22 protein-coding genes and 1 pseudogene are annotated in these 25841 nt (G+C 54.2%); 12 read left to right on the forward strand and 11 right to left on the reverse strand.

Translation table 11 applies throughout. The annotated features are described in order from the left end of the window. The first annotated feature begins 65 nt into the window (after positions 1 to 65). From NTD86_RS04815 to mobV, 3 genes are all read left to right on the forward strand, one after another. Positions 66 to 929: a hypothetical protein gene (locus tag NTD86_RS04815; protein ID WP_262201031.1), complete on the forward strand. Its 864-nt coding sequence runs from the start codon at positions 66 to 68 to the stop codon at positions 927 to 929. 333 nt (positions 930 to 1262) lie between these two features. Continuing rightward, positions 1263 to 1649: a hypothetical protein gene (locus NTD86_RS04820; protein ID WP_262201032.1), complete on the forward strand. Its 387-nt coding sequence runs from the start codon at positions 1263 to 1265 to the stop codon at positions 1647 to 1649. Beyond that, on the forward strand, positions 1637 to 2638 hold the full coding sequence (mobV, locus tag NTD86_RS04825) for a MobV family relaxase (protein WP_262201033.1): 1002 nt from the start codon (positions 1637 to 1639) through the stop codon (positions 2636 to 2638). Before NTD86_RS04820 ends, mobV begins: the two co-directional genes overlap by 13 nt. On the opposite strand, the gene NTD86_RS04830 is transcribed toward mobV, so the two are convergent. From NTD86_RS04830 to NTD86_RS04840, 4 genes are all read right to left on the reverse strand, one after another. After that, a complete protein-coding gene (locus NTD86_RS04830; protein ID WP_262201034.1) occupies positions 2618 to 2902 on the reverse strand; it encodes a hypothetical protein in 285 nt (94 codons plus the stop codon). The two genes, mobV and NTD86_RS04830, sit on opposite strands and share 21 nt — an antisense overlap. A 108-nt stretch (positions 2903 to 3010) precedes the next feature. Beyond that, complete coding sequence (locus NTD86_RS04835; RefSeq protein ID WP_262201035.1) at positions 3011 to 4417, reverse strand: replication endonuclease; 1407 nt, start codon at positions 4415 to 4417, stop codon at positions 3011 to 3013. A 120-nt stretch (positions 4418 to 4537) separates the two neighbouring features. After that, complete coding sequence (locus NTD86_RS24310; protein ID WP_410016950.1) at positions 4538 to 4756, reverse strand: helix-turn-helix transcriptional regulator; 219 nt, start codon at positions 4754 to 4756, stop codon at positions 4538 to 4540. 135 nt (positions 4757 to 4891) lie between these two features. Continuing rightward, a complete protein-coding gene (locus tag NTD86_RS04840; protein WP_262201037.1) occupies positions 4892 to 6112 on the reverse strand; it encodes a tyrosine-type recombinase/integrase in 1221 nt (406 codons plus the stop codon). Between the two features lie 365 nt (positions 6113 to 6477). On the opposite strand from NTD86_RS04840, the gene NTD86_RS04845 reads away from it, so the two are divergent. Continuing rightward, positions 6478 to 7263: a tyrosine-type recombinase/integrase gene (locus NTD86_RS04845; RefSeq protein ID WP_262201038.1), complete on the forward strand. Its 786-nt coding sequence runs from the start codon at positions 6478 to 6480 to the stop codon at positions 7261 to 7263. A gap of 225 nt (positions 7264 to 7488) precedes the next feature. Here NTD86_RS04845 and rdrB read toward each other — a convergent pair whose 3' ends face one another. Together rdrB and rdrA are read right to left on the reverse strand one after the other, a co-directional pair. Beyond that, the gene (gene rdrB / locus NTD86_RS04850) at positions 7489 to 10188 is read right to left on the reverse strand and encodes an antiviral RADAR system adenosine deaminase RdrB (RefSeq protein ID WP_262201039.1); all 2700 of its coding nucleotides are present in this window, start codon (positions 10186 to 10188) and stop codon (positions 7489 to 7491) included. Continuing rightward, entirely contained in the window at positions 10188 to 12824 is a 2637-nt protein-coding gene (rdrA, locus tag NTD86_RS04855; protein ID WP_262201040.1) for an antiviral RADAR system adenosine triphosphatase RdrA, read from the reverse strand. Before rdrA ends, rdrB begins: the two co-directional genes overlap by 1 nt. Positions 12825 to 13150: 326 nt before the next feature. On the opposite strand from rdrA, the gene NTD86_RS04860 reads away from it, so the two are divergent. Continuing rightward, entirely contained in the window at positions 13151 to 13480 is a 330-nt protein-coding gene (locus NTD86_RS04860) for a hypothetical protein (protein ID WP_262201041.1), read from the forward strand. 642 nt (positions 13481 to 14122) lie between these two features. Here NTD86_RS04860 and NTD86_RS24315 read toward each other — a convergent pair. From NTD86_RS24315 to NTD86_RS04875, 4 genes and pseudogenes are all read right to left on the reverse strand, one after another. Next, positions 14123 to 14254, reverse strand: a pseudogene (locus NTD86_RS24315) (YkgJ family cysteine cluster protein); the annotation flags it as partial. After that, positions 14251 to 15873 (reverse strand): hypothetical protein, encoded by a 1623-nt coding sequence (locus NTD86_RS04865; protein WP_262201042.1) that lies wholly within the window; start codon positions 15871 to 15873, stop codon positions 14251 to 14253. The gene NTD86_RS04865 and the pseudogene NTD86_RS24315, both read right to left, overlap by 4 nt. 66 nt (positions 15874 to 15939) lie before the next feature. Next, complete coding sequence (locus tag NTD86_RS04870) at positions 15940 to 17040, reverse strand: hypothetical protein (protein WP_262201043.1); 1101 nt, start codon at positions 17038 to 17040, stop codon at positions 15940 to 15942. A gap of 26 nt (positions 17041 to 17066) precedes the next feature. Beyond that, positions 17067 to 18104 carry a helix-turn-helix transcriptional regulator gene (locus NTD86_RS04875; protein ID WP_262201044.1) on the reverse strand — a complete coding sequence of 346 codons (1038 nt, stop codon included), beginning with the start codon at positions 18102 to 18104 and terminating at the stop codon, positions 17067 to 17069. 928 nt (positions 18105 to 19032) lie between these two features. On the opposite strand from NTD86_RS04875, the gene pstS reads away from it, so the two are divergent. The 6 genes from pstS (at position 19033) to NTD86_RS04905 (ending at position 24240) form a co-directional block, all read left to right on the forward strand. Next, positions 19033 to 20064 (forward strand): phosphate ABC transporter substrate-binding protein PstS, encoded by a 1032-nt coding sequence (gene pstS, locus NTD86_RS04880; RefSeq protein ID WP_262201045.1) that lies wholly within the window; start codon positions 19033 to 19035, stop codon positions 20062 to 20064. A gap of 72 nt (positions 20065 to 20136) precedes the next feature. Then, positions 20137 to 21102, forward strand: coding sequence for a phosphate ABC transporter permease subunit PstC (gene pstC / locus NTD86_RS04885; protein ID WP_262201046.1), 966 nt, complete (start codon positions 20137 to 20139; stop codon positions 21100 to 21102). Then, positions 21102 to 21995, forward strand: coding sequence for a phosphate ABC transporter permease PstA (gene pstA, locus NTD86_RS04890; protein WP_262201047.1), 894 nt, complete (start codon positions 21102 to 21104; stop codon positions 21993 to 21995). The genes pstC and pstA overlap by 1 nt, the downstream gene beginning before the upstream one ends. A gap of 76 nt (positions 21996 to 22071) precedes the next feature. Then, the gene (pstB, locus tag NTD86_RS04895; RefSeq protein WP_241492797.1) at positions 22072 to 22833 is read left to right on the forward strand and encodes a phosphate ABC transporter ATP-binding protein PstB; all 762 of its coding nucleotides are present in this window, start codon (positions 22072 to 22074) and stop codon (positions 22831 to 22833) included. A gap of 73 nt (positions 22834 to 22906) precedes the next feature. Beyond that, complete coding sequence (locus NTD86_RS04900; protein WP_262201048.1) at positions 22907 to 23605, forward strand: hypothetical protein; 699 nt, start codon at positions 22907 to 22909, stop codon at positions 23603 to 23605. Then, positions 23605 to 24240, forward strand: a complete 636-nt coding sequence (locus NTD86_RS04905; protein WP_262201049.1) for a hypothetical protein — start codon at positions 23605 to 23607, stop codon at positions 24238 to 24240. The genes NTD86_RS04900 and NTD86_RS04905 overlap by 1 nt, the downstream gene beginning before the upstream one ends. A 120-nt stretch (positions 24241 to 24360) precedes the next feature. On the opposite strand, the gene NTD86_RS04910 is transcribed toward NTD86_RS04905, so the two are convergent. Further along, positions 24361 to 24810, reverse strand: coding sequence for an Rrf2 family transcriptional regulator (locus NTD86_RS04910; protein WP_262201050.1), 450 nt, complete (start codon positions 24808 to 24810; stop codon positions 24361 to 24363). Positions 24811 to 24954: 144 nt separating this feature from the next. On the opposite strand from NTD86_RS04910, the gene NTD86_RS04915 reads away from it, so the two are divergent. After that, on the forward strand, positions 24955 to 25839 hold the full coding sequence (locus NTD86_RS04915; RefSeq protein ID WP_262201051.1) for an NAD(P)/FAD-dependent oxidoreductase: 885 nt from the start codon (positions 24955 to 24957) through the stop codon (positions 25837 to 25839). The last annotated feature ends 2 nt before the right edge of the window (positions 25840 to 25841 follow it).

Below are 25841 nucleotides of genomic sequence, written 5' to 3' on the forward strand. Positions count from 1 at the left end.
CGAAGAACCGTGATAGGCTCAAAGCTAGGATGAGCAGATCCAAAGCGGCCTCATAGGAAGTGACAATGGATAATGACAATCGACCGAATTCAACCATCCAGCGATACATGGATTTCTTCAAACTGGAATCGTTATTAAGAACAAAAAGTCTCTATGTCCCCAAAATGAGCGAGTTCCCAGACAAACTTGAAGGAGGGTTGAGTGCTGGCGATTACCTTGAACTTACGAACGATGCGGCTTTGATAGACCTGGCACTCAATGGAGCGTGGCCTTCAGCCGCACCCAACCAAGGTAATCCTAATGACACTTCTGAAACTCTGAGCGCCATACGCACCCGCGAATTCAAAAGTATCTTTGGCGACGTCTATAATGACGAAGCAGTCAAGTTCTTTAAAAATGCTCGCGAATGGATATATGTAAATTGTTGGCACGCATCACCCCATGAATGCGTTGCCATGTGGCAATTGTTTGGAGGGAAAAACTCTGTCTGTGTGGTAAGTTCGATTTCGAAACTAGAGGCAGTAGGAAAATTTGATTCCAACGAGGCGTCTCATGCCATCGTTTCCAACGTCGATTATATTGATCACTTTACAACAACAACGCCGGGACTGGAATTAACACCCTTTATTTCAAAAGCTAGGCCATATAGCTTTGAGCGTGAAGTCCGACTAATCGCATGGGATCGAAGCAGCAAGCCACTGTTAGCCGACCACAACCCGAAAAAATTCATACATACCCTACCATTTGAACTTGAAGAGCTTATTGAAAAAATAATCATATCTCCGACTGCCGATGATGAGTTCAGGGAAAAAGCAATACGCATATGCCAAGAGTATAAAGTAGGCCACCTTATTACTCCCTCGGCATTAGAAGATGAGCCTATATTGGATATTTATGCTGCAATGGCGCGTTTGTATCCCGAAAGATGAACAACTTCCGGAGGGTCAAGGACATAACCGCAGGCCGCAGCCGAGGCGTAGCGAAGGATCGGGCGAGGATTATGGCGAAGCGCATCCTTGACGCATGATTACTCGTAAACTATGCGAAGGGGGGTGAGGTTTCCTCACAACCCCTTCGCCTCCAGGGCGAGTCCTGGGCGGGGCGTCCGAAGGGGCGCGACTTCGATGCGCCATCGCATGGCGCGAGCGAACGTAACATTGGAACAATGTGTAGTGAGTTACACATCTCAACATGTTATTGCATGCCAATACACTCCATCCGCATAATATATTTATATGCTGTCAAAAAAGGAGTGTTCCGCAATGAAATATCTGAGCAAACATCAATCCGACCTGTGGGCACAAGCGGGCAATGAATTTACGCCTGCAAGATTAAAGGAAGAAGTTAGCGAAATAATAAAGTGGGCACCTGGCTTACAACCCTGTGGTGAATACTATTTAATTCATCGAGATAAATTTTCCGAAACATCTTGGCAGGCAATGTTAGAGATAGAAGATTGGGGAATGGCCAAGAGAAAAAATTATGATAAAGACGCCTTACAAGTAGACGCCTCGCTTTTAGACTTGATAATGCAAACAATTAAACTCGTGCTCGAAATCCTGCTTAGCACGACGATCAACCGCAGCGCATCCAAGAAACCCAGAACCCCGCACGACAACCAAATGAGTTTAGAGCCATGTACTCTATAATCCGCACAAAAAAGCTAAAGAGTTTTGGCGCAATCTCCAGATCATCCAGGCATACTTTTAGAGAACAACCCACACCTAATGCTAACCCACAGATGTCACAACGGAACAGGATTGTAGGAGCCAAAACAACTGACGAATTACTGGTAGCCTTCAAAAATTCCCTGCCAGAAAAACGACGCACTGATGCAGTTCTATGTATCGAATATATGATTACTGCTTCTCCTGAAGCCTTTAAGCGGCACGGCGGCAATCTAAACGATCTCGGCAATGGATATTTTCGGGACGCTCTATCATGGCTGCACCAACGACATGGCGCAGCTAATGTTTTATGTTCAGTGGTACATTTAGACGAGTCAACTCCGCACCTTGTAGCGTATGTGGTTCCTCTGACGAAAGAAGGAAAACTCAGCGCCAGAGAGTTTTTGGGTGGGCCCAAGGTTTTACGAAGCCTGCAAGATAGTTTTCACGCAGCCTGTGGCGCTCCAAGGGGCCTGTTGAGAGGCATTCAGGGTTCGAAAGCAAAACATGACAAGGTTTCAGCATTCTACACGGCACTAACCAGAGCAGGCGAAGCTCCAAAACTAACTTCCTTAGACTACGTCTCAAAGGCCTTGGGCCATGAAACTGAGGCTTGGTCACAAGCAATGACACTCGCGGAGGCAAATACTCTAGGACTCACTCTAGAGCGCCGAAAGAGGAAGTCTATGGATGCAAAGGGAAAGGCGTTAAGGCAACGTGAAACGGACATTGTCGAAGCCGAACAAGCGCTAAAGCGCAGGGATGAGGCTCTGCAGGATCGTGAGCATCGTGTTGCGGAAAGCTGGCTAAACAACGCCAACCTCCTTTCAAAGCTAGAAGCTGAAAAAGCAAGGGCGGACGGAATGCAGAGAATTATCGACCGCCATGTTTTTTCCAACCATGAGCGGTCAATAAGAGAATCGTACATCACAGGGAAAGACGCTGCCCCGTCACCGAGCTTCGCAAGGTAGTAAGTTCCACTTTTCTACGGCGAACATTGCCAACTCATGGAGGGCACTGTCCGTCCAACCTGGGTACTTGCGGAGGCCAAGCATTTTGATGAACAGGCTTTTGTTATTTCCATCCAAGCTTTCATAACCACCCAAGCTAACCTTCCAATATTCCGTGCCCCAATACCACGACGCATAGGCTTTGGAGAACCAATGCGAAGCTCCACCGTCCGCAGCGATAAATACCTTGATCTCAGCCAAAGCTTCTTCAAAAGTTTGCGACATATCTCATATCCTTACACTACTTGGCTAACGTCAAGATTTCGGCTTGATATAGAAGGACAGCGCGCCCGCCCTTCTCGGAACTATATTAATAACTGTAACCGCCTACAGTTATGCTTTCTCAACCTGGTACCGCCCCATTGTTCTGATAACTTCCCCTCCGATTCGCAACCCGACAGGTCGGCAAACCTCTTCCCCGAAAACGTTCAAGCTTTTCTCTTTAATCACCATAAGCGGCGCATCCCCATCCACCCTAGTAATCAAGTCAAGATTCTCGAGCAAGAACTTCAGCCCTGTTTCGTTCCGCCAAATATGCTTTTCCACTATTCTCCCCAAAGCACCATGTAACGCTTGCAACTCTTCTTTTTTAATCTTATTAATTGCGCGAATCAGCGAAAGGACTTTCTTCACGCCAAACACTTGATACTGGCGTATCCGCATCGCTTGTAATGCCGCCCTAACTCTTTCCCCATTTCTTACTGAGGCAAGATCGGAGGATTCTCGCATTTCATCCTCAAGAACCACATTCTCGCCAACTTGTTCTCCAATCACAGCAGAATCGAATCCTTTGGCGAGGTATTTGAAAATGTAACTGGAAGCGCGGCCGATAGCGGGGTCTCCACGTACAACCTTCATCTGGCCATAGGTTGCGAACTGCTCTTCACTGGTCGAAACAAAACACTCCATCACATCAGACATAATGAAAACCAACATATGCCAATGTACCGCTCCATCCTTATGGGTTTCCGCAATTCGAATTCCAAAATAACTTTCAATACCTGTCTTAATACCGCGCTTGCTTAGCAACGCCCTGACTCTCGACCAACCTGACGCGATGTATAGGTGGCTCGCTTTTACACCCAAATCCGGATTGTAACTACACTTCCCCTTCAGTGGATTTGGATGATATTCGGGAGGTGCAGTGTAGGTTACAAACAACCAACCCATCCCACGCTCTTCCGCAATTGCTTCAAAGTTTTTAGAAATCCAGTAAAGTTCGTTGAAACGATTTGCCGCTGCCTTATTAGCGAGGTCATACATCGAAATTTTCTGCCCTGTGAGGATATTGACCACAGCTTTTCCAGATAGAAATTTTTCGGTTTCGGCGGCTTTTGCGCGTGCCCTTGAAACTGTAGAATTAGAAGCGTAATTCTCGGCATTTGAATTACCACCGCCTACAATTCGATGTTTAGCTTCGTAATTCAATCTGGCAATATCAGCGTGCTGCTGAAGCCGACGCCTCCAGAAGCTCCGCGCTCTAGATTTTGCATCAACGATTGCGGTCGTCTTCCCCCTGATAACCACATTATAAAAGCCGGTGATCAACTCGACGAACTCACCACAAACTTTGTAATTGCGAATAGGGCGTCCGATGAAATATGCCGCCAGATTAATAGCCAGAAGTGAAATTTGCTTTATTGAGAGCACATGAAGTGGTGGCAAATCACATTGTCGAGCCTCAAGATCTGACTCTCCCTTTGAATCAACTTCGACAAGCAAGTTAATATTATCGAGCACAGGAAATCCTTGTAGTTCTACTTTTCCTCCGTGACTACTTGATGGGCAGGCTATATACCGTCGTGGTATTGCCGCTAGAAGCCAAGGCTGTGATCGCCCTAGCAGAGTGAAGCAATGTACTTAGCGGAGACCACCACGATGGCGGATGAAAGCCTCGACCTCTTCATCCATCCACCGACTCGCCCTTCCAATCTTGATTGGGGCAGGGAATTCTCCATCCTTGATCATTTTGTAGAGCTTTGTTTTTCCTGCCTGAAGCCTCGAGGAGACATCTCGCATACGCAAAAGTGAAGCCATCAATCTTTCTCCTTGTGGGCGCCACACATCGGCGGGAGGCATTCTCAAAAAAAAACCTCCCCACGTAAAGAATTACTTGACAAGAGTATTCGCAGAGGATACCGATAAAATCGGAAAACCAATCAAATACCCTTGAATTTGGCCGATTTACCGTTCGTCTGAAATATTAGGCAGATTTCATGGAGAGTCGCTAGGGGCGCTAGGCTCGGCGCTCTGCGCTTTGACCCCCGTTAGATAGTCGCTCCACAGCTGCATTGCCTCCCTACGTCTTGATAGTAAATTGCCCCGCCTGTATGCAGCCTCAACATTGCTCTCGATGGCATGCGCCAACGCCATTTCTCGCACCTCCCTTGCGACCGTATGCTCTTCGCTCAGATAGTCTGTGAATGTCGACCTAAAACCATGAACGGTTGCCTCCCCTCGCCCCATTCGCACGAGTAACGCTTTCATGGTTCTTCCTGACAATGGCTTGCCGGGTTTGATACCTGGGAAAATGTAGTCTGCGTCTAGGCCTCTTACGCGAGCGAGCACTCCAAGTGCCTCAGCGGTTAGCGGCACGACATGTATGCGTTTTAGCTTCGTTCTGGTAGCCGGAATCGTCCAAGTTGCCTCGGCCATATCGATTTCTGCCCACAAGGCGCCGAGCGTTTCGTTCGTCCTTACAGCTGTATGAATCGTGAACTCCAGCGCTCTCGCGCTCAAAGCCGTTTGCGTTGCCACCCTAGCGATAAAAGCGGGCATATCTCTGAAGGGCATAGCCGGGTGATGCACGACCCGCTCACTCTTCGGTACAGCCGGCAAAATCGTTGCTAGGTGGCCTCGCCAGCGAGCAGGATTTTCCCCGGCGCGGTAACCGCGAGCCTTGGCATAATCCAGAATGTTTTCCATCCTGCTTCTCACCCGAGTTGCCGTCTCTGTTTTAGTTTTCCAGATCGGCTGTAGGATCTGCAGGATCTGGTCTGTATCTACAGCATCAACATCTTTGTCACCGATTATCGGAAACGCAAAACGCTCTAGGGTGTCCGACCACTGCCACGCGTGCTTAGCGTTCTTCCACATGTGCTTTCGACCGTCGATGAACGCGATTGCACACTCCTTGAAGGTACGACCGCCCGCTGCGCGCTGAGCCGCTTGCCTAGCTTCTTCCTTTCGGTTCATTACTGGATCGATGCCACTCCGAGCAAGACGCTTTTGCTCGAGAGCCATTTCGCGCGCTTCCTTAAGCCCTACTGCTGGGTATCCACCTAGACCAAGATCTTTACGCATGCCTCCGACTTGATAGCGAAGCACCCAAGACTTTGAGCCGCTCTCCCTAACCACCAATCGCAACCCATCCCCATCCTCATAAGAGCCTTTTTCAGTAAGCTTCTTAACCTTCAGCGCTGTCAGCTTGGCCACTCACACCTCCTTTGCACCACATTTAGTCCCACACTAAAACGCGGATTGAAACATACCATGGCGAACGTCAGCGACCTAACACATCAGTAAAACCTAATAAAAACAATAGGTTGAGAACAATATAGAACATAAGAGAACTCATATTCGCATCCCCCCGGCTCCACCAACTTTACATCTAAAGACGTCCACGGACGTCTTTTTTTGTGCCTGAAATTCAGCAAAATCAAGGGTTTAAGCGCTATTGGGCTCCGTAGAGGTTTTCTGAGTTCCAGCCGTTTGGGTATTCCAAATGGTATTCCAAATGGTATTCCAAGCCATCCGGTGCTATTTTTTGGAATACCAAAACGGTGTCAGAGAAAGCTCTCATGCCTGCTCCAGCCCTTCGCCTCTCCGACCGCCAGCTCAAGGCAGTCAAGGCAAAAGACAAGGATTACGTCCTTAGCGATGGTGACGGCCTTCAGCTCCGAGTCAGGAGCAATGGCTCGATGCTGTGGAACTTCAACTACCGCGAGCCGGTAACCAAAAACCGTATCAATATGGGGCTGGGCACGTACCCAGAGCTCTCATTAGCGAACGCAAGCATCAAGCGGATCACCCGCTGCCTGATCGAATGGCAACTGCACACCATGACCCGCCCTGCCGAAGCGGCTACCACTCGATGGGCAGACATCGACTTCGACAAACGCATCTGGACCATCCCGCCGGAGCGCATGAAGAAGCGTCGTCCGCACACCATCCCGCTGACCGAACAGGCACTCGCCTTACTGGAGGCGCTCAAGCCCCACAGTGGCCACAGGGAATACGTGTTCCCGGCAGATAGAAACCCGCGCACCCACGCCAACAGTCAGACTGCCAACATGGCGTTGAAACGCATGGGCTTCCAGGACCGCTTGGTCAGCCACGGCATGCGCTCCATGGCCAGCACCATTCTCAATGAACACGGCGACTGGGATGCCGAATTGATCGAAGTAGCACTTGCTCACGTCGACAAGGATGAGGTGCGCAGCGCCTACAACCAAGCGGATTACATTGAGCGCAGACGGCCCATGATGAACTGGTGGAGCGACCACATTCAACAAGCCGCCACTGGTAGCCTGTCCGTCTCGGCGGTTCAAGCAAACCGTGGCTTGAAAGTCGTATCGATACGCTAGCCGACCACCAACTTAAGCAGAGGCCTCAACTGTGTTGCCACTGACCGAAAATTGACCCAGTAAAGGCTTGTTCTTTGACCAACACAATCACTCCCTCTTAGAAGATCAATTGCAGTTCCTACCTGTACGTAAGCCACCAAAATTTTCAATGAATCAAGGGCAATTCAACGCCACCTCTTAGATACAATGAAACCATCTTTTAAACTGCTGATAATTCAATTTATATCAGGACTTTTTTTCATCAAACACAGTAAGATGATTTCTATTAAACTGTTCAATCCCATAACGCCTTAACCTTTCCAACCACTCTTCCGCCACTGTTCTGGACACACCCAGCTCCATGGCAGCCTCGCGCAGCAGTGAAAATTCGGTTCGTAAGGTAGTTGGCATAATTCCCGGATCATCGGTATTGACCAATACTCTCACCGGTCCGCGCCGCAAGCCAAATAGGTTAAATCTGCCGCCATTTTCCAGCAGCGATTCATTTGGCGGACTCCAGCGGAAAATCGGGTGCTCTTTATGGTTTTCCAACCGCGCGATGTAGACATTCGACGTAGGATTAGTCTCGATGATCAGTCCCATCTGGTCATATTGATCAAGTAAGTAATCCTGCAGGGCGTGCATGAAATCTAATTCTGGACGAGTATCTACGTCATCGATAATTCCACGCACCGGCTTAGCATGCCCTGCATACAGCGCCTGACCGTCCCACTCAGAACCCATTCTCACCATAACCAATGGCAGCTTGCTCTGTGCCGCCATGTGCGCGTGACGGTAACGGTAAATGCGAGCTGCTGTGTCTGACGGATGGTTAATCACTGCGGCATCAGGTACTGCACACCGCTCGCGTTCGCTTCTTGGTTGATCGCCATAAAGCTTTTGCCAAAGATAATGACAGTTACGGCGCAAGCACCAAGCCCGATGTAATTCTGAGGGAGACACTGATACTAACCCAGGCAGTGGCTTAGCATTGCCATCGCCTTCCTGGTGATCTATGTCCAGCTCAGGTGGCTCAAGCCAAAGGGTGAAGGGAAAAATGCGCGCAATACGTCGTTCAATGATGGGCAGCACCTGTTGCGCCAACGGCAAACGGCCACTCAGCGTCGTTGCGTAATGCCAAAGCCAAACCAGATTATCCAGATGCTCATCCAGAGGGACGATCATCTCGCCCTGCCGCTCCACCCACTGTGCGGGTTCGATCCCCAAGGCCAGAGCATGTCCCAGGCGATCACCATCGCGCATTTCACAGAAGCGCACCGTTTCGTCAATATGACGCATGCCGGACACGGGATGAGCATAGTCCTCGCCCGCGTGGATACTTAGATGAAAACCGCTGCCGGCCTGTTCTCCGTCAGGACGCGATACAAAACCCTGACGCAGCCAACGTAACATGGGAGAAAACCACTCGATACGCAGGTCGTTTTCATCGCCTGCCACGTCCAGTCCGCGAAACCAGAGCGCCGGCTGGAAATGAAAGTGCTGATTGAGATGGCCGCCCAGAAATTCCGGCAGACTCCAGCCACTCTGCCGCGACAGACCTGCAAACAAATCGTCGGCACTTTTCCAGAGCTTCTCCATATCTGCCCTGGGTTCTTTGCCATATGCACGTTTTTTCTTTTGCGAGCGTGAAAAATGGCCACAAAACTGCCAACGCTCCAACGATTGCAGATATTGCCCAGCAGCCCCCTGGAAACTAACTTCATGTTCTCCGAAAATATAAGGCGGTACTACCCCGTGCTGCTTACTTTGCCTCGCAACTGCCGCAACGAATGTAGTTACAAACTTCGGCGAAAACGTACCTGGCCCTGACTTCACTTCGACCACATCGCCCTTATCCACCAGTAATCGGCGCACGTTATCCTGCAAGGCACCCTTGCTACCACTCCGCAAAGGCCCCTGAAAGTAACGTTCAACGAAACGGGTCAAGCCCTGACCATCCATTATCAGCCGTCGGCGTACATCATTAAGCATCTGCAGCCAGCACAATATGGCAACACGCGACTGCGGGATAACCTTGGCATCACGATACAAGCAGCATAGGTAGAGCATCAGCCAAAGCCATCGGTTGGCACAACCACGCATCATCGCCTGGGCAAACTGGCGACATACCCACAATGCAGAACCTACTGGCTCTTCTGCATGTCTTGCTGCTAGCAACCCCCAGTCCGGCAGCTTTTCTTTGATAGCCATAGGGTCATTCAGCCGCGTTGTAATATCCTGCTCAACAACAGAGAGTTCCAGCAGTTGAATCAGCAAATGCCGCATACGTTTCAGCAGCTGGTTTAGATGCTGCTTCTCCTGCTTGAGCCAATCTGCATCCCTATCACCTTCCTTTACCCCGCTAAAACCATCGGCATTCAACAGATAGTCACCCAAAATGACACTGTCGGCCGCAACCCCCCCTAGGTGGACATGTCCCTCGGCATGCGGTAAAGCTGGGTTGGGTGGTGGCGCAAAGAATGGTGCCTGCGCCAACACTACACGGCAGATATCCAGCTCCTGTGGCTGAGGATTCTCGTTCAGCCAGACACTCAAATGCCAGGCCACCAGCAGTGTCGGGTCCAGTTCCGCCGCTAGTCGCGCATAGGCTTGCACCTCGGTCTCGCGGTAGCAGACTAAATCACCATTGCGTAGGAGCAACTGGTCGATCAAGTAATCCAACCAAGGCAACTCAGGCCCGACAAACAGCTTGGCATCGCACAACCGGTCCATCAGTCGGTGTACATCGTTCAGGCGATAGCGGCGTGGGTACCGCGCGTCCAAAGTATCAGCTAGCAACTGGTAGCAGTCATCCTGCAAAGCATGCCACCTATCTTGTGCTATGCCCTTCGGTGGACTGAGCAACTCAGTCCACAATCGTGCCGCGAGCCGATCGCTGCCATAAAAGCAGCCAGTGGCGTGCTCTGAAAGTGAACGGTTCAGCATCAGCTGAAGCTAGCCAATAGTCTTTGGTTTGCCTTAACCAGTGTCCTCAACTCACTAGCTTTAGGGTATAGCTGAGTCATTTCAGTAATTATTTCCTGGCGATTTTCTTCCGAGCGACGACTCAACTCACTCTCCAAGAAGTTCTGGGTCAAGCGATCTGGCGCAGTGACACCAAGCAGGTCACATAGCCACTCCTTCGCGCTCAATTTTTTGACTACTTTGGGCCACGCAATGACTGACACCTCATCTAGCCAAAGCCTAATAGGATGATCTGCTAGGAAGAAGCTGGCCGTACGGGTGCCGGCACCATACTGGCGTTTAGCAAGTGAGTCGGGAGTGTCTTGACCTCGTTGACCTTTGGTTGGCGCAAATGGCAAGACGTTCACCTTAAAATGGTCATTCTGCTCAAAATTGTGAGGCGAATTGAGATTGACTGTAGCCACCACATCCGGAAGGCCAAACAGTAGGCCTTTTTCAAAGCTGCCAAAGGCCGACCAGGTGGCATAGAACACCATACTCACTTTATCCAGTGCAGAACCTACCTCCTTCATGCCGTTTGGCACATTCTTAAATCCAGCGACCTGGCTGAATACCTTGTTGAATACCTTGTAAACCAGCCAGGGTGAGAACCGAACATGATCGAGTTTATGGCGGGCACGCCAATCCTCAATTTCTGCCTGCAACTGTTCTAGCTGTGGATTTACTTCCCCCGATACCTCATTCAACCCGTTCTCGATAGGCTCATCATCCTCATCAAAGCCCAAACTGAGGGTTTTAGTGGGCGCTAAGGCGCTAGTGGAGTGGAACGGCGCCTCCTGTACGATACCTTGCAAGGTTTGCAGGCTGACCTTGCCGATAAGGCTGGCAATCAGCAGCTCGAATACACGACCAATATTTAGCATCATGCTGCGTTTGGCATTGGTGTAATAGTTGTGTTGGGTCAGTAGCGACAACAAGAAACCAGCCTTGTTTTTCACTTCACTAGATGTATGGGCACCGGAAATCACCTCCCAATACTTCCAATCTTTGGCCGAGTTCACCCCGACCTCAGCCACTGGATAGGGCAGCAAGGTTTTGTGTGCATCCAATCTAGATAGCCAGCTATATGGCAATTTATCTTTCAAACGCTCTTGCCACTCTGAAAAATCGACCTGCTTAACAAACTGTTCCAGCCTAGCTGCATCGTGCTGTAGTGGTTGGAACAGAGGAGTATCGAAAATGCTACCTTCGCGTTCTTCTTCACTGCTATTCGCCAATCCCTGCCAGTACTGATAGGCCTGCAGCACCAGATACACCGCCCCAGCGTGAGGCTCATACTGGAAATAATCACTCAGAGTGCGCTCCCAGTTGCTAATCGCTGCCTGATCCAACGAGCCGCCGGCTATAGGACCAGCCTGTTCGTGGGGCTGCTGTGCAAACTGCCTGTATGCCGGGCCGAACTCCCGTTTCTTTTCTTTGTTTAGTCTTTGATGTTCGGCATGAAACGCCTTGATGATATCTGGCGAAATAGTTGGCATCTGCCAGGCACGCATGACCTGCAAAGGGTTTTCTGCCGAACGGATAGCTTGCGGCAAGTCAGGAATAAGGTCCGAACAACTATTAACCAGTTGGGTCAAAGCACGTAACGAGGGAATAGGTAGAGTTAGATCGCTGCCTTCGCGGCCATTGACCGGTCCAGCAAGAAAAATTTTCAGCCAAGCATGGAAGTTAGGTAACGAAATCATGGCTGGCAGACCCAGTGTAATATCCCGATCATTCAGGTAATTACTCACTGGCGGCATAACCAGCCGGCGTGGCAGCGGAAGTACCTTGCGCTGGTACTCATTGGCCAGCCCAATGGCAGTAACGTATGCCTGCTCCAAGTTATACTTTGAGTCTTCGCTCAAACGACCATGAAAATCACGCCAGGTCACCTCGCTGTAAAGTTCTCGATCACCGCTGACGATCGGCAGTACATAAGGGGTGGTCAGGTAGCGGCGTACAATTTCTAAATTCTCGAAAGCGCGATTGAGCGAAGTATCCACATCATCAATGGGCAACACCAACAGCTTTTTACCCAGTAATTGTAATACCGCCCTGAAAAAATCATGCACCCGGTCGGCCAGATGTTTGTTGCCAAACAGCGCACGCAGCTTGTCCATGCCGCGCTCATCGTTCTGCACCTCTATGCACTCCAGCGCATGAGCGAGCTTGTCTAGCGCCTGATTCAGCTGTTTGTAACCTTCGGGATTGGTGCCCTGCAACTTTTTGGCATCCTCATCCGACAGCACCGCCGCCACGATTACATGCAGGAAAAGGGACTCATTCTCTTCCAGCAAGGTCGGGTCAACCGGCTCAAGAATATGGATATCCTTCAAGATATCTTCATGCGCACTTTTCAGATATTTATGCAAATTTACCAGTACTGACGTCTTACCGGTTCCGCGCTCGCCATCAATTGATACGGCATTATGACTACGAACCTCATTAACCTTAGTGCTACCAGTCAGCGTACTGGCGGTGTGTAGGGCCTTTTCGATGAATCTGGCAAGGTCCTGATACACCGCCAACGGTAACAGGGTTCTTTCATCCGCTAGGTTCGCGGTTTCGGGAGCATTGAGCGGAATGTAGCGGGTTACTGATGTATGCGTGGACATTTCTTGCCTTACATTTGGCATGAGGTTACGAGTGACTGCTGATAGCTTAGGGCCACTGCAATTTTTACCAACACTACCACAGCGTCACCTTTATGGGTCGCTGCGCTCTGGTGAGCATATTTTATTGCCAGCGAGAGTCTGTAATTTGACGAACTCCAGTTGCTAGTTTTAGGTCCGCTTGGATCGACAAACAGCCACACGGACAAGGCTTTACAGAGGTCGCTATTGGCCGATTTCGGCAGTCGCTCCTCATAGATCAGAACTCGACTAAAAAAATTTCAGTCCTACATCACTGCCATGACATCCACCTCATGGAGCTCAGAACCATGTCATTGCAATGTCCTCTGTGTAACTCCCCCAAGATCGCATCTTTACAAACAGCCATGAAGATTGGCGCAGCTGTTGGAACCGTCGGCGGAGCCGCTCGTGGTGCGAGCGCCGCTCTGACAGCAGCCCAGATGGGCGCTGCTATCGGCGCTATTGCCGGCCCGTTTGGCATCACCCTCGGCACAGTCTCTGGTGCCATCCTCGGTGGGCTCGCTGGAGGTGCAGGCGGCTGCACCCTCGGTGCTCAACTCGGTGAAAAACTCGATCGCCATGTTTTCGCCAACAACCTATGCCTCGCCTGCAATCATCGCTTCAACCTACCAACCTAATCCTCTCACAACATTCTTTCGGCCAGTGCTGCGCGAGCGCAGCATTTATGCCGGCACGCACCCAAAGGAATCACTCCCATGGCTCATCTCGTCGAACAAATGACCTACGTTGGCCCTATGCCGCTCGCGAGTCACCTAAATGTCAGTTGACTGATGGATATGAGGCTACCAAGAAAAGGTTTTGGACCTATCGGTAGGAAACGCTCACGCGCCCTCCCCTACTCTCTCTGAAACGGCTAGTTCCATTGAAGAAAATTTCAGTCCTACATAACAGCGATGACACCACTACTACGAAGGTTCGCCCTATGTCATTGCAGTGCCCTCGCTGTCACTCCCCAAAAGTCGCTTCACTCCATCACACCATGAAAATCGGCGCGACCATCGGCACCGCTGGCGGTGCTGCGCGTGGCATCAGTGTGCGCTGGCTGGCGTTCAGGCTGGTGCGTTTATTGGCGCTATTGCTGGACCTATCGGTATCACACTTTGCTCCGTATCGGGTGCCATCCTCGGTGCCTGACGCTGCAGCAGCTTGCAAACCTCCACATTCACCTCTACAAACGCCTCCCAGCTGAACCGCTGCGCATAGTGCATCTGGTACTGCCGGTCGACCCGGCAGATATCCGGCCGGGTCTCGTAGATCAGGCAGTGCTTGTCGGCATCACTGTAATGCCGGCAGGCCCCATCCCCCCGATCCAGATACTGCGTCTGTTCCGCCAGGTGCACATTGCGGCAACACAGCCCGCACTGCGTACAGGGAAACGCCGGTAGCGTCATACCAGCGAAGCCAGCCAGTTGCGCGTGCTGGCCGCGTTACCCACCTCGAACGGCAACTCGATCCCACGGGCCTCCACAGCCTGCTGCAGTACCGCACTGCGCTGGATCTCGTCATTGCACGTCTCAAGCTCCTGGGTAAACGCCTGCAACTCCTCCACGTCCAGGTTGAACTCCAGCTGGCTCAGCTCCAGCAGGTAACGGTCCAGCTCCGCGTTGATTGCCTGGAACTCGCGCACCGTGCCGGCGTGCGGCGTCAGCGATTCGATGAAGGCCCAGAGCTTGCGCGCCATTACGCTGTGCAGCAGGAAGTAGTTCAGGCCCAGGGTCACCAAGCCTGTCACCAGCGCACCGGCAAACGCGGCCAGCTCGGTGCCGAACGGGAAGCTGAGGAACGGCACCAGTTGGGTGTAAGCCATGGTGCCCACCACCGTGGCAACGCCCACCGACAGCAACGACGTCACCGCCTGGCACTGCTCCACGAAGCTTAGTTGGTCAGGGTTGAACACTATCAGCTTGATGGCCTTGACCAGATGGCCCCACAGCTCGCGGATGATCTTGATCGCCATCGCCTGAGTGGTGGCGAAGATGTTGAACACGGTGGTGGTCAGGCTCCCGAGCACACCGGCAAACACTCCATCCTTGAACACCAACAGAAAGTCATTGAAACGTGCCTGTACCCGCTTCCAGATGCACTTGAGCGAGTTGCTGATGCTGTCGACGAAAGCCTCCAGGCTGAACGTGTGCTTGAGCTTGTCCAGCAGGGCCGGCAGTTGCTCGCGCAGTTCAAACCACACCTCCGCCATCACCAGCCCAAGCATCTGCCGGGTACCCATGGTCAAAGCGGCAGACCCCGCAGCACGCGCGGTCTGGTGCAGGAACTTGCTGCTGGTGTAGTAGGTTGCGTTGATCTGCTGATCGTACAGCGCGCGGGCCTCGGCATCACGCTTGCGCATGCCTTCAAGGTCCACGGCCTTAAGCTCGTTGACCTTGCTTTCGGTCTTGCGGATCTTGTCTTCCAGCGCGCGGGCTTCATGTTGCTGCTGCGGCGTTTCGCGCGGCATTTGCGTCAGGCGCGCGCGGTCGCTCGCCAGCGACTTCTCATGGTTGGAGATCAGGCCCGGCAGCTTGTCCAGGTACTCGTTGATCGGCGTCTGCTTCTTCGACTTGTTGAGCGTCTCGTGGGTGGTCTGCAGGTTGCTGCTCTGGTTGGCCAGCTCCACGCCACTGAGCTCGGCCAGCACCCGCCCGGCATCATCGTGGATTTCCTTGGCGCTGATCACGTGGTCCAGGTTGCGCTGTTCATGGGCAGCCATCACCTTGTTGCGGTACGGGTCCTTCAGCGTGCCTGCCGCCTGGCTGGCCTTGTCTTTCTGGCCAGTGGCGATGTAATTCGCATGTTGGTGGTAGGGCGTGGAATCGTACTCGCCACGCTGCTCAAAACGCTGCTTTTCTGCGTCGGTCGCCCATACGCCGTTGCGCACGTTGTGGATGGTGTCCACCTCGCCGCCCTGCTTGTCCTTGAACAGCAGAAAGTCTAGGCCAAAGCTAGTCGTGAGGCTGGTGATTACGGTTTTTTCGAGCTCTTCGGCCCAGGGGAAGTCTTGCGCTGCGGCGTGCATTGGGGCGTCCATGACGAATGAGAGAAAGGCGAAGCGAAGGCGGGGCCTTTCGGCCCCGCGCAGGCATCAGGCAGGCTCTACTTCTGCCGCCTTGCTCTGGGTCAGGCTGATCTGTTCCTGCAGCTTGGCGTCGTTGAGGATCATCGAGCCATCGGAGTCGGTGGCCATAACCGGCACGTCGTTCTTGTCTTTCACGACGTTGCCGTTCACTTCCTTGACCTTGAACAGCGGCGTGGTGATCAGGTCGACCAGAATGGCCGCCAGCATGAAGCCGTTTTCGACCGAGCGCATGATGGCGCCGCCCAGTTTGTCCAGCTCTGCCTGCGCATCCAGTTTGCGGGAGCGGATGTCTTCGAGGCGGTTGTCCATGAACTTGAGGTGTTCGAAGTACTTGTCGAATTGCGCGTACACCGACTTCAGCACGTCGTTGACACCGAATGCGTAATCTTCAGCCTTGCTGAGCTGCTTTTGGGCCTTTTGCAGCTTGGACACGGCACTGTCCACTTCACGGTCGGCCTTGTGCGCGTTCTTCAGCGCTTCATCGCCATGGCTGTCGTAAGCCCAGCCGGCGATCGCCAGTACCGGGCCTGCCACTGCAGCACCCAGGATTGCAGTACCGCCCGCCATGCCCAAGCCACCGGTGGCGAGCGAACCTCCGCCGATGGCTGCCAGTGTTGCGTTGGTTGCAGCTACACCGGCCAGCGACGAGATCGCCGTGCCGGTGGACGCAGCGCCCAGCGCCATGACACCGCCATACACGGCAAACCCGGCAGCAGCACCGGCAGCACCTGCCCCCGCGGTGGCACCCAGTACGCCAACGGCGGTGTAGCTGTAGCTCTCGATGCTCTGCAGCTTGTGCTTGGGGATGTTGATCTTCAGCTTGTCCTGGCGGCCAGCGTTGAGCTTCAGCAGCAGCTTGTCAGCGAGGGTCTTGAACTCGTCGAATTGCTTGCCGATTTGCAGCTCTTCCTTACCCAGTGCCTCAAGGGCCGCGTTGGTGGCGATTTCCTGTACGTCGAACGCGTCCTTTTTATTGGCATAACGTGCCTTGGCAGCGTTGACGATATCGTCCGCTTCGGAGTGCTTCTGGTAGCCGTCGTAGCCTTTCTTGGCACCGTAGGCAGCACTGACCAGCGCGGCAGCGCCGAGGATGAAGGGAAGAGGCATGGCAATGTCCTTTTAATTGTTGAACGTCAGGCGGGTTGCAGTTGCGGGGTTGCGTGAGTGTTCTGGTATAGCGCCTGCATCGAATTCAGTCGCTCGCGCACTTCGTCTACCCACACATGGGGTGCATGCAGGCGAATGTTTTCATTCAGGGCGAAGATCCACCACAGCGTTTCGCGGTCTAGCGGCACGGTGGCGTGTAGGCGATGCCAGCCCTGCTCGGAAACGCTGCTCAAAGTCTGCTGCTGGCTCAGCGGCGTTTCGTTGAGCAGGGCAGCGATCTGCGGGCGCACATCGGCGATCAACTCGACTTGGGCCTCGGCCTCTCGATAGCTGAAAGCGCCGCTGGCGATGTAGGCATCCACGTCAAAGCTTTCATGTTCGTGACCGGCCTCTCCGAGCACGCTCACTTCGGTCATCCGGTGCAGGGCGAATTGGCGCAGGTCGCTGTAGCCATCCACAGAGGCCAGCAGGTAGCTCACCGCATGGCGCGACACCAGGCCAGCCGGGTGCAGGCGAAAACGCTTGAGCTCACCCTTGCTGCGGCTGTGGTAGACCACTTCCAGCTGCTTGCGCTCCAGCAGGCCGGCCGACACTTGGGCCCAGACGTGCGCGCTGACTTGCGCCGGGAGCAGGGTCTTGCCGTTGGGCAGTGAGCGAACCCGCTTTGCCCAGTCGGCTAAGCCGTTGCCACCCAGGCCACTGAGGAAGCTCCGGGCCCGGCGGAACTGGGGGCTCAGTTGATCCAGAACGCTTTGCGGAAGGATCGGGCTCAAGTGACTTTCTGAAAGGAACAGCGCGAGTGCGGTGGGCGCGTCCATGTCTTCCAGCTTGAGTGGTGCCTCGCGGGTGAAGCTCCAGCGGAAGGGCAGTCCGCTGTCGTCACACTGCAGGGAGAAAGGGATCGATAACCTGCTCAAGTCACGCTGGATCGAGCGCAAGGTGACCGAGAAGCCTCTATCACGGAGCTTTTCGAGCAGGGTTGAGGTTGCAATACGCTGAGGTTCGGTGGGGATCAGGCGTAGCAATGCAAACAGCCTGAGCAGCGTATCCTTCGCTTGGGACATGGTAACTACCTGGTTCTATGTCTCTGCTGAGCGCCAGTAGGCTGGCGTCAAGTTAGCGTGAATCCTACTTAATCGAATGGCTTTATGCCATCATTTATTCAGAGGATGGTAGCTGTTATTTCGCTTTGTTTCAGTCTGCGACAGGCCGCTGCGCATTGCGTTCGCGCTTCATTTCGCTGTATTCGCGGTAGAACGCGTAGCCTTTGGTCAGCACCACGAAGAGTCCGATGGTGGCGAGCAGGTTTTTCATCGTTGAGCCCTCTTGTAGATGTGGGTCATTGTCCGAGCGGGCGCGACAACCTGTGTCGCGCCGCGAAGATTCAGCCGTGTAGCGTCAGGAATTGTTCCAGCCGTATATTGAGCAATTCCTTGGGGGGTAGCCGTTCGACGGTGAAGCGAAGGGGTGTTGCAGGTGGGCAGTGGCTGAACCAGCCGCGGTTCAAGACAAGCACGTCACTGCTTGGGAAGAAGGTCTTCTACCAGGAGCAGTACTCGCAGACGAGGTTAAGGGTGGGGGAGCGATTGGCATGGCGGCACCTAATAATTACCAAGTGCAGTCAGGATGGCATTGAGGGGCGACTTACCCCTCTAGAAAATCACACAATCGAAAATGATGGCAAAACAGCCACACCTCCCCTCAAAAGCGTCAAATCCAAACGTTAACTAATGTCAGCCTTTGACCATATCCAACCCCACCCACCCGTCTACGCTCCAACCCCAAAGCGCCCTGGCGTCGATCACAGCAGCAGTTTCCAACAGAGGAAGAAGGCAGTGGGAAAGCAGTAAATCGCTCGTTTTAAGTGTGCGACGGACCCAGATCGAGGGACACCCAGGGTGCTGATGACCCTGTAAGAACATTCGACGTTCATAAAAGTGTCACACGATTGTTGCAAAGTTCTCGGGCCCGATCTCACACGGAATTTCTTTGATGAAAAGCTTAATGAAGTCTGCTGCACTGGCTGTTGCTGTTTCTCTCTGCGCTACTTCAGCGTCTTTCGCTGCTGAAAGCGTGCGTCTGACAGGTTCCGGTGCCAGTTTCCCGGCTCCGATTTACCTGACCTGGTTTAAAGATTTCAGCAAGAAAACCCCTGGTGTCACCGTGGATTATCAGTCCAAGGGCAGCGGTGCGGGTGTTCAGGACTTCTTGAACAAGACCGTGGATTTCGCCGCCAGCGACTCGGCAATGAGCAAAGAAGATATCGCCAAGGTGCCTGAAGGCGTGCAGTTGCTGCCGATGACCGCCGGTGAAATCGTTCTGGCGTACAACCTGCCAGGCAACCCTAAAGATCTGAAGCTGCCACGCGACGTTTACTCCAACATCTTCCTGGGCAAGATCACCAAGTGGAACGATCCTCAGATCGCCGCTGCCAACCCTGGCCTGAAGCTGCCTGATCTGCCGATCACTGTGGTTGTGCGTGCTGACTCCAGCGGTACCACCGCGGTCTTCACCAAGCACTTGGCAACCATCAACCCTGAGTTTCAGAAAGACCTGGGTGAAGGCAACACCGTTAACTGGCCGGCCAGCGACAAGTTCATCAAATCTCCGAAAAACGATGGTGTGACTGCCACCGTTCGTCAGACTCCTGGCGCGATCGGTTACATCGAATACGGCTTCGCCAAGTTGGCAAAAGTTGACTTCGCTCAACTGCAAAACAAGGCAGGCAAGTATGTTGTACCTAACGCTGAGAGCGGTGCCGAGGCATTGGCTGCGGTGAAGATGCCAGAAGATCTGGTGGCCTGGCTGCCAGATCCAGAAGGTGCCAAGTCTTACCCGATCACCACGTACACCTGGATGATCTTCCGCAAGCACAACGAGAACCCGGCCAAAGCCAAAGCCATGCGTGAAATGGTCGAGTACAGCCTGACTGAAGGTCAGAAGATCTCTGACTCGATGGGCTACATCCCGCTGCCACCATCGGTTGTTGACCAGGTTCGCAAAGCCTCTGCCAACATCCAGTAACGCTCGTGAGGCCTCTCCCGGCAGGCACCTTGGCCTGTCGGGAGAATGTCCCCTCTGCTCCGGAATTAGCCAATGAACACACCATTTGTCGTACCGGTTAATCCGGATTCTGCTTGCCAACCACCTTCCAAGAAGGATTTTTTGGTTGATCGCACCTTCCGTGCACTCGCTCGCATAGGGGTCGTTTTGATTCTGGCATTGGTCTTCGCCTTGGTCTTCGAGGTGGGACGCAAAGCCCTTCCCGGCATGGAAAAGCACGGCTTGGACGTGATTTTCGGCAGTGTCTGGGACGTTAACCAAGGCAAGTACGGCATCCTGCCCGCTATCTGGGGCACGCTTTACAGCGCCTTCATCGCGTTGCTGATCGCAGGTTTTTTCGGCGTCAGCATGGCGATTTTCCTGACTCAGGATTTCCTGCCAGCCCGACTGGCAGCTGTTTTTCGCACCATCGTTGAACTGCTCGCAGCCATCCCGAGTGTGGTGTATGGCCTGTGGGGGATCTACGTGGTGATCCCGGCAATTCGCCCGCTGACGGCGTGGTTGAACACTGAGCTGGGCTGGATTCCTTTCTTCGGCACCTCTTTGAGCGGGCCGGGACTTCTCCCCGCGGCACTGGTACTGGCGATCATGATTCTGCCAACCATTGCAGCTGTTTCGCAGGACGCCCTCACCGCAGTCCCGATGAAAACCAAGCAGGCCGCCTACGGCATGGGTACCACCCACTGGGAAGCGATTCTCAAGGTCATGGTGCCTTCGGCGGCCACCGGTATTTTCGGTTCCCTGGTCCTCGGCCTGGGCCGTGCACTGGGTGAAACCATGGCGCTGGCCATGCTGGTGGGCAATGCAAACAATATTTCACTGTCTCTGTTTGCGCCGGCCAATACACTGGCAGCTTTGCTGGCACTGAACTTCCCTGAAGCCGGGCCCAACGAGATCGAAGTGTTGATGTACGCAGCGCTGGTGCTGATGTTCATCACGCTGCTGGTTAACGTCCTCGGCTCCATGATCATGCTTTACGCCCAGCGGGGTCATAAATAATGACAAACCTCACGTCCCCTACCAAAGCGTTGCCCAGCCTGCAGCGTCGTCTTGAAGGTCGCTCCCTGCGCAGCCTGATCCTCACCACGCTGGTGTGGATTGGCGCGCTGATCGCCAGTGTGCCGCTGATTTCCGTGCTGTACATGCTGATCACCCGTGGCGGCGCCCGCCTGAGCCTTGAGGTGTTCACCGAGTTGCCACCCACCGGTTTCGAGACCGGCGGCGGTTTCGGTAACGCCCTGGCCGGTACGTTTGTCATGGTCGGCATCGCAGCAGCCATCGCGGTGCCGGTCGGCATCATGGCGGCGGTGTTCCTGGCTGAGCTGGGCCCCGAGAGCAAGCTGGCAAACGCCTCGCGCTTTGCCGCCAAAATGCTCACCGGCCTGCCTTCGATTCTGGCCGGTGTATTTGCCTACGCCCTGGTGGTCATGACCACAGGGACCTACTCGGCTCCGGCCGGTGGCGTGGCACTGGCGGTGCTGATGCTGCCTATCGTGGTGCTGACCGCTGAAGAGTCGATGAAAATGGTGCCCAAGATCATGAAAGACGCCGCTTACGGCATGGGCTGCACCCGCTCGCAAGTCATCTGGAAAATCGTCCTGCCAACCGGCCTGCCCGCCATTCTGACCGGCGTGATGCTCGCCGTAGCACGCGCCGCCGGTGAAACCGCGCCGCTGCTGTTTACCGCACTGTTCAGCAACTACTGGATCTACCACGACGGCAGCCTGGCGGTAATGAACCCAACGGCCTCGCTTGCCGTACTGATTTACAACTTCTCTGGCATGCCCTTTGACAACCAACTTGAACTCGCATGGGCGGCTTCGTTGGTGCTGGTGATGATCGTACTGCTCGTGAATATCGTCAGCCGTATTTTCGGCAAGCCCAAGTATTGAGATAGGGAGCATCTGTACCGTGAACGTATCAAACGCGCAAATAGCCGCTCCGTTTGTCACCCAGGCGCCTGTGGTCATGGACTGCAAACTGGACAAGATTTTCTACGGCAACTTCATGGCCGTGCGTGACAGCCATGTGCCGATCGAAAAGAACAAGATCACTGGTTTTATCGGTCCGTCCGGTTGCGGCAAAAGTACCGTGCTGCGTAGCCTCAATCGCATGAACGACCTGGTAAAAGGCTTCCGCTTCGAAGGTCATGTTCACTTCCTCGGTCAAGACGTCTACGGCAAGGGCGTTGACCCTGTGGTGGTACGCCGCTACATCGGCATGGTGTTCCAGCAGCCAAACCCGTTCTCGATGAGCATCTTCGACAACGTTGCTTTCGGCCTGCGTCTGAACCGCTACAAAGGCGATATCGGCGACCGCGTCAAACACGCCCTGCAAGGTGCTGCGCTGTGGGATGAGGTCAAGGACAAGCTCAAGGTCAGCGGTCTGTCGCTGTCCGGCGGTCAACAACAGCGTCTGTGTATCGCCCGCGCCATCGCAACCGAGCCAGAAGTGCTGCTGCTGGACGAACCGTGCTCGGCCCTCGACCCGATCGCTACCCGCCGTGTCGAAGAGCTGATGGTTGAATTGAAGAAGGACTACACCATCGCCCTGGTGACCCACAACATGCAGCAGGCGATTCGTGTGGCCGACACCACGGCGTTTTTCTCGGTGGATATTTCGCAGGGCACGCGTACCGGGTATCTGGTCGAGATGGGCCCGACCACCCAGATTTTCGACAACCCGCGTGAGCAAATGACCGGTGACTACATCACCGGCAAGTTCAGCTGATAACCGCACGTCCGCATTATTAGCGGGCAGCGGATGGTTTTAGCGTGTTGTTTACCGTCTTTCAGGAATGCCAATGTCTGCTACGCGTCGTCTTGATCTGCCAGCAATTGAACACGCTCTGCGCAAGGTGCAGAGCCGCTTTGCCGAGCTCAGCAAACACTTCACGGAGCCGCGTGACCCGCTGACCGACGAAGTGCTGGACAACGTGCTTGAAGGCTATGCCCTGATTGACGATTATGTCGCCCGTGGGGTCGACCTGTTTGACCTTCAGCAACTGAACCTGATGCTGGAGATCAATGCGACCGTTCTGTGTGGGCGTGAGCCAGAACGTCGTCTGGAGTACGCACAGCACCTGGTGGCGACCGAAGAACACTTCTTCAACAACGTTGAAGGAGGCATCAAGGACTTGTTCAATTGGTACGTCGCGCATCGCAACGAATCCGTCTGGAAACGCGCGGCCGGTGTCTATGTTCGTATCCTCAGCGAGCCGCAATTGTTTCTTGAAGGCAATAACCGCAGTGGTTCGCTGATCGTCAGCTATTTGCTGATGCGTGAAGGTCTGCCGCCATTCGTACTGACGCTGGATAACGCCGAAGGCTACTTCAACCCGTCTTCGGTCATACGCAACTCTGCCAAGCATGGGGTCAGGGCGTTGTACGAATTACCCAAGATCAAGAAAAAGTACGCAGCTTTCCTGGAAGAACAGTCGCCTGCGCCTATGAAGTTTTTTCTTAAAGACCAGCCCTTGGCCGTCAATCAAGGAAAGCACTGATGAACAGGGACTCAACACTTGCCAAAGGCCGAACGATCGTCGGCCGACTGAAACAAGCCCTCCAGTCGAGCCTCCCCATGTCGTTGCAAAAACGCCAGCGCGTCCGTATTTCGTTTGATATCGACGACACCCTGGCTTGCCAACTGCACCACTGTGATGTCGAGCAAAGCCGCCTGCCGGACTGTGTGCATCGCTGGTTGGGTGAGCCGCTGCGTTTTGGCACCCGCGCGCTGACCCGCGAACTGCGCCGCCAGGGTTGCAGCATCTGGGTGTACACCTCGTCCGGCCGTAGCCCGTCCTACATCAAGCGCTGGCTGATGCTGTACGGCATCCGTGTTGACGGTGTAGTCAACAGTGATCGTCATAACCACGCCCTGACGGAGCGCGGGCTTTCAAATGCGCCCTCAAAATTGCCGCCGGCCTTCGACATCGACTTGCACGTGGATGACTCTGAAGGCGTGAAGCTCGAAGGTCACGAGCACGGATTCCGCGTGGTTGTGGTTCACCCCGAGGACGAACACTGGGCCCAGCAGGTGCTGGACGCTGTCGCCGTGGTCCAGGCGCAACTGGACTGGCAGCACTCGTTCAAACGCGCAGCCCCTGCACCGCAAGGCGCCAGGGCGTTGTCTTCCTGACACAACGCTGACGAGATACGAAAGCTACACTGCGGGCCGCAGGAGCGCCATTCAAAGGCGCTTCGCGAACCTCGTAGCAGTTCTACGTCCAGCGACGAAACAATCGTAAATCCTTCTCCCCTACTTCCCCCCTTCACAGCTCCCCAAGCTCTGGAAACGCTCCTCAAAGTCGTCCGCCAATTGCTCGAGCGTCACACTGCCCAAGCGTTCAATCAGCAGCGCTTGCGCGGCATCGAATGCGTCGGTGAGCGCCGCATTGACCGCTTGCTCAACCAGACACTCCGGATGGTCTGTGGATAAACCGATGGCAAATAGCGAGGCCGAGCCCAGCGCCTCATGAATATCCAGCAAGGTCATTTCAGACAGTGGTTTAGCCAAAGTCCAGCCACCGCGATGGCCCTTTTCTGATCGCACGTAGCCTTGCTCCTTGAGCAGGGCCATGGTGCGCCGAATGACCACCGGGTTGGTTCTCAGCATGAGCGCCAGGGTGTCGGACGTCGCCGGCTGTTCGTGGCGAGCCATGTGAATAAGGACGTGGAGCATGCGGGACAGGCGGGTGTCGTTTCTCATGGTCGCTTGTGTCAGGGATGGAGGTGCGCTGAGTATCGCTCGATACACCAAAAGTTACGAGACTGTTGACACACCTTAATCACGTAACTTACGTTGTGTCGAGAAATCTTCGAGACGGTCGAAGGTTCAACGCGAGGCTCGATCATGGTTTACGACGTAGTGATTGTGGGTGGCAGCTATGCCGGTCTTTCCGCGGGGCTGCAGTTGGCGCGGGGTCGACGCACGGTATTGGTGATTGATGCGGGGCAGCGTCGCAATCGATTTGCCGAACACTCCCATGGTTTTCTCGGCCAGGACGGTCGCAACCCCGGGGACATAGCCGATGAAGCGCGGGCGCAGTTGCTGGCGTACCCGACAGTGGAATGGCTGCAGCAAGCGGCCCTGAAAGCCGGGCAATGTGGCGAAGGCTTTGCCGTGGTGACGGCTGACGAGCAACGCTTTGAAGCGCGGCGTTTGATCATTGCCTCAGGCATGGTCGATGTCTTGCCGGACATCCCGGGGCTGTCGGAGCGTTGGGGCAAGCACGTTTTTCATTGCCCGTATTGCCACGGGTACGAACTGAACGGCGGGCCAATCGGGGTATTGGCTGCCACACCGATTGCCATGCACCAAGCGCTGATGCTGGCCGACTGGGGCCCGACCACGTTGTTCCTGAACGAGGTGTTCGAACCAGACGCCGAGCAGTTGGCAAGTCTCAAAAAACGCGGTGTAACGCTGGAGCGTGAGCCGGTCGTGTCAATCAACGGGCATGCGGATATCACCTTGGCCAGCGGTCGCGTGGTTGAGCTGGCGGGGCTGTTCACCCAGCCCCACATGCACATGGCCAGCCCGCTGCCCGTTCAGTTGGGCTGCGAGTTTGAAGCCGGGCCGATGGGCGACTTCATCAAGGTCAACGCCACCCGAGAAACCAGCGTGCCGGGCGTGTTTGCCTGCGGTGATGCGGCCGTGGCTGCAGGCAACGTAGCCATCGCCGTAGGGGATGGCGCACGCACCGGTTCTGCGGCGCATCAATCACTGATTTTCCGTTAAGC

Source organism: Pseudomonas sp. 7P_10.2_Bac1, from assembly GCF_025465935.1.
In the GTDB taxonomy this organism is placed as follows: domain Bacteria; phylum Pseudomonadota; class Gammaproteobacteria; order Pseudomonadales; family Pseudomonadaceae; genus Aquipseudomonas.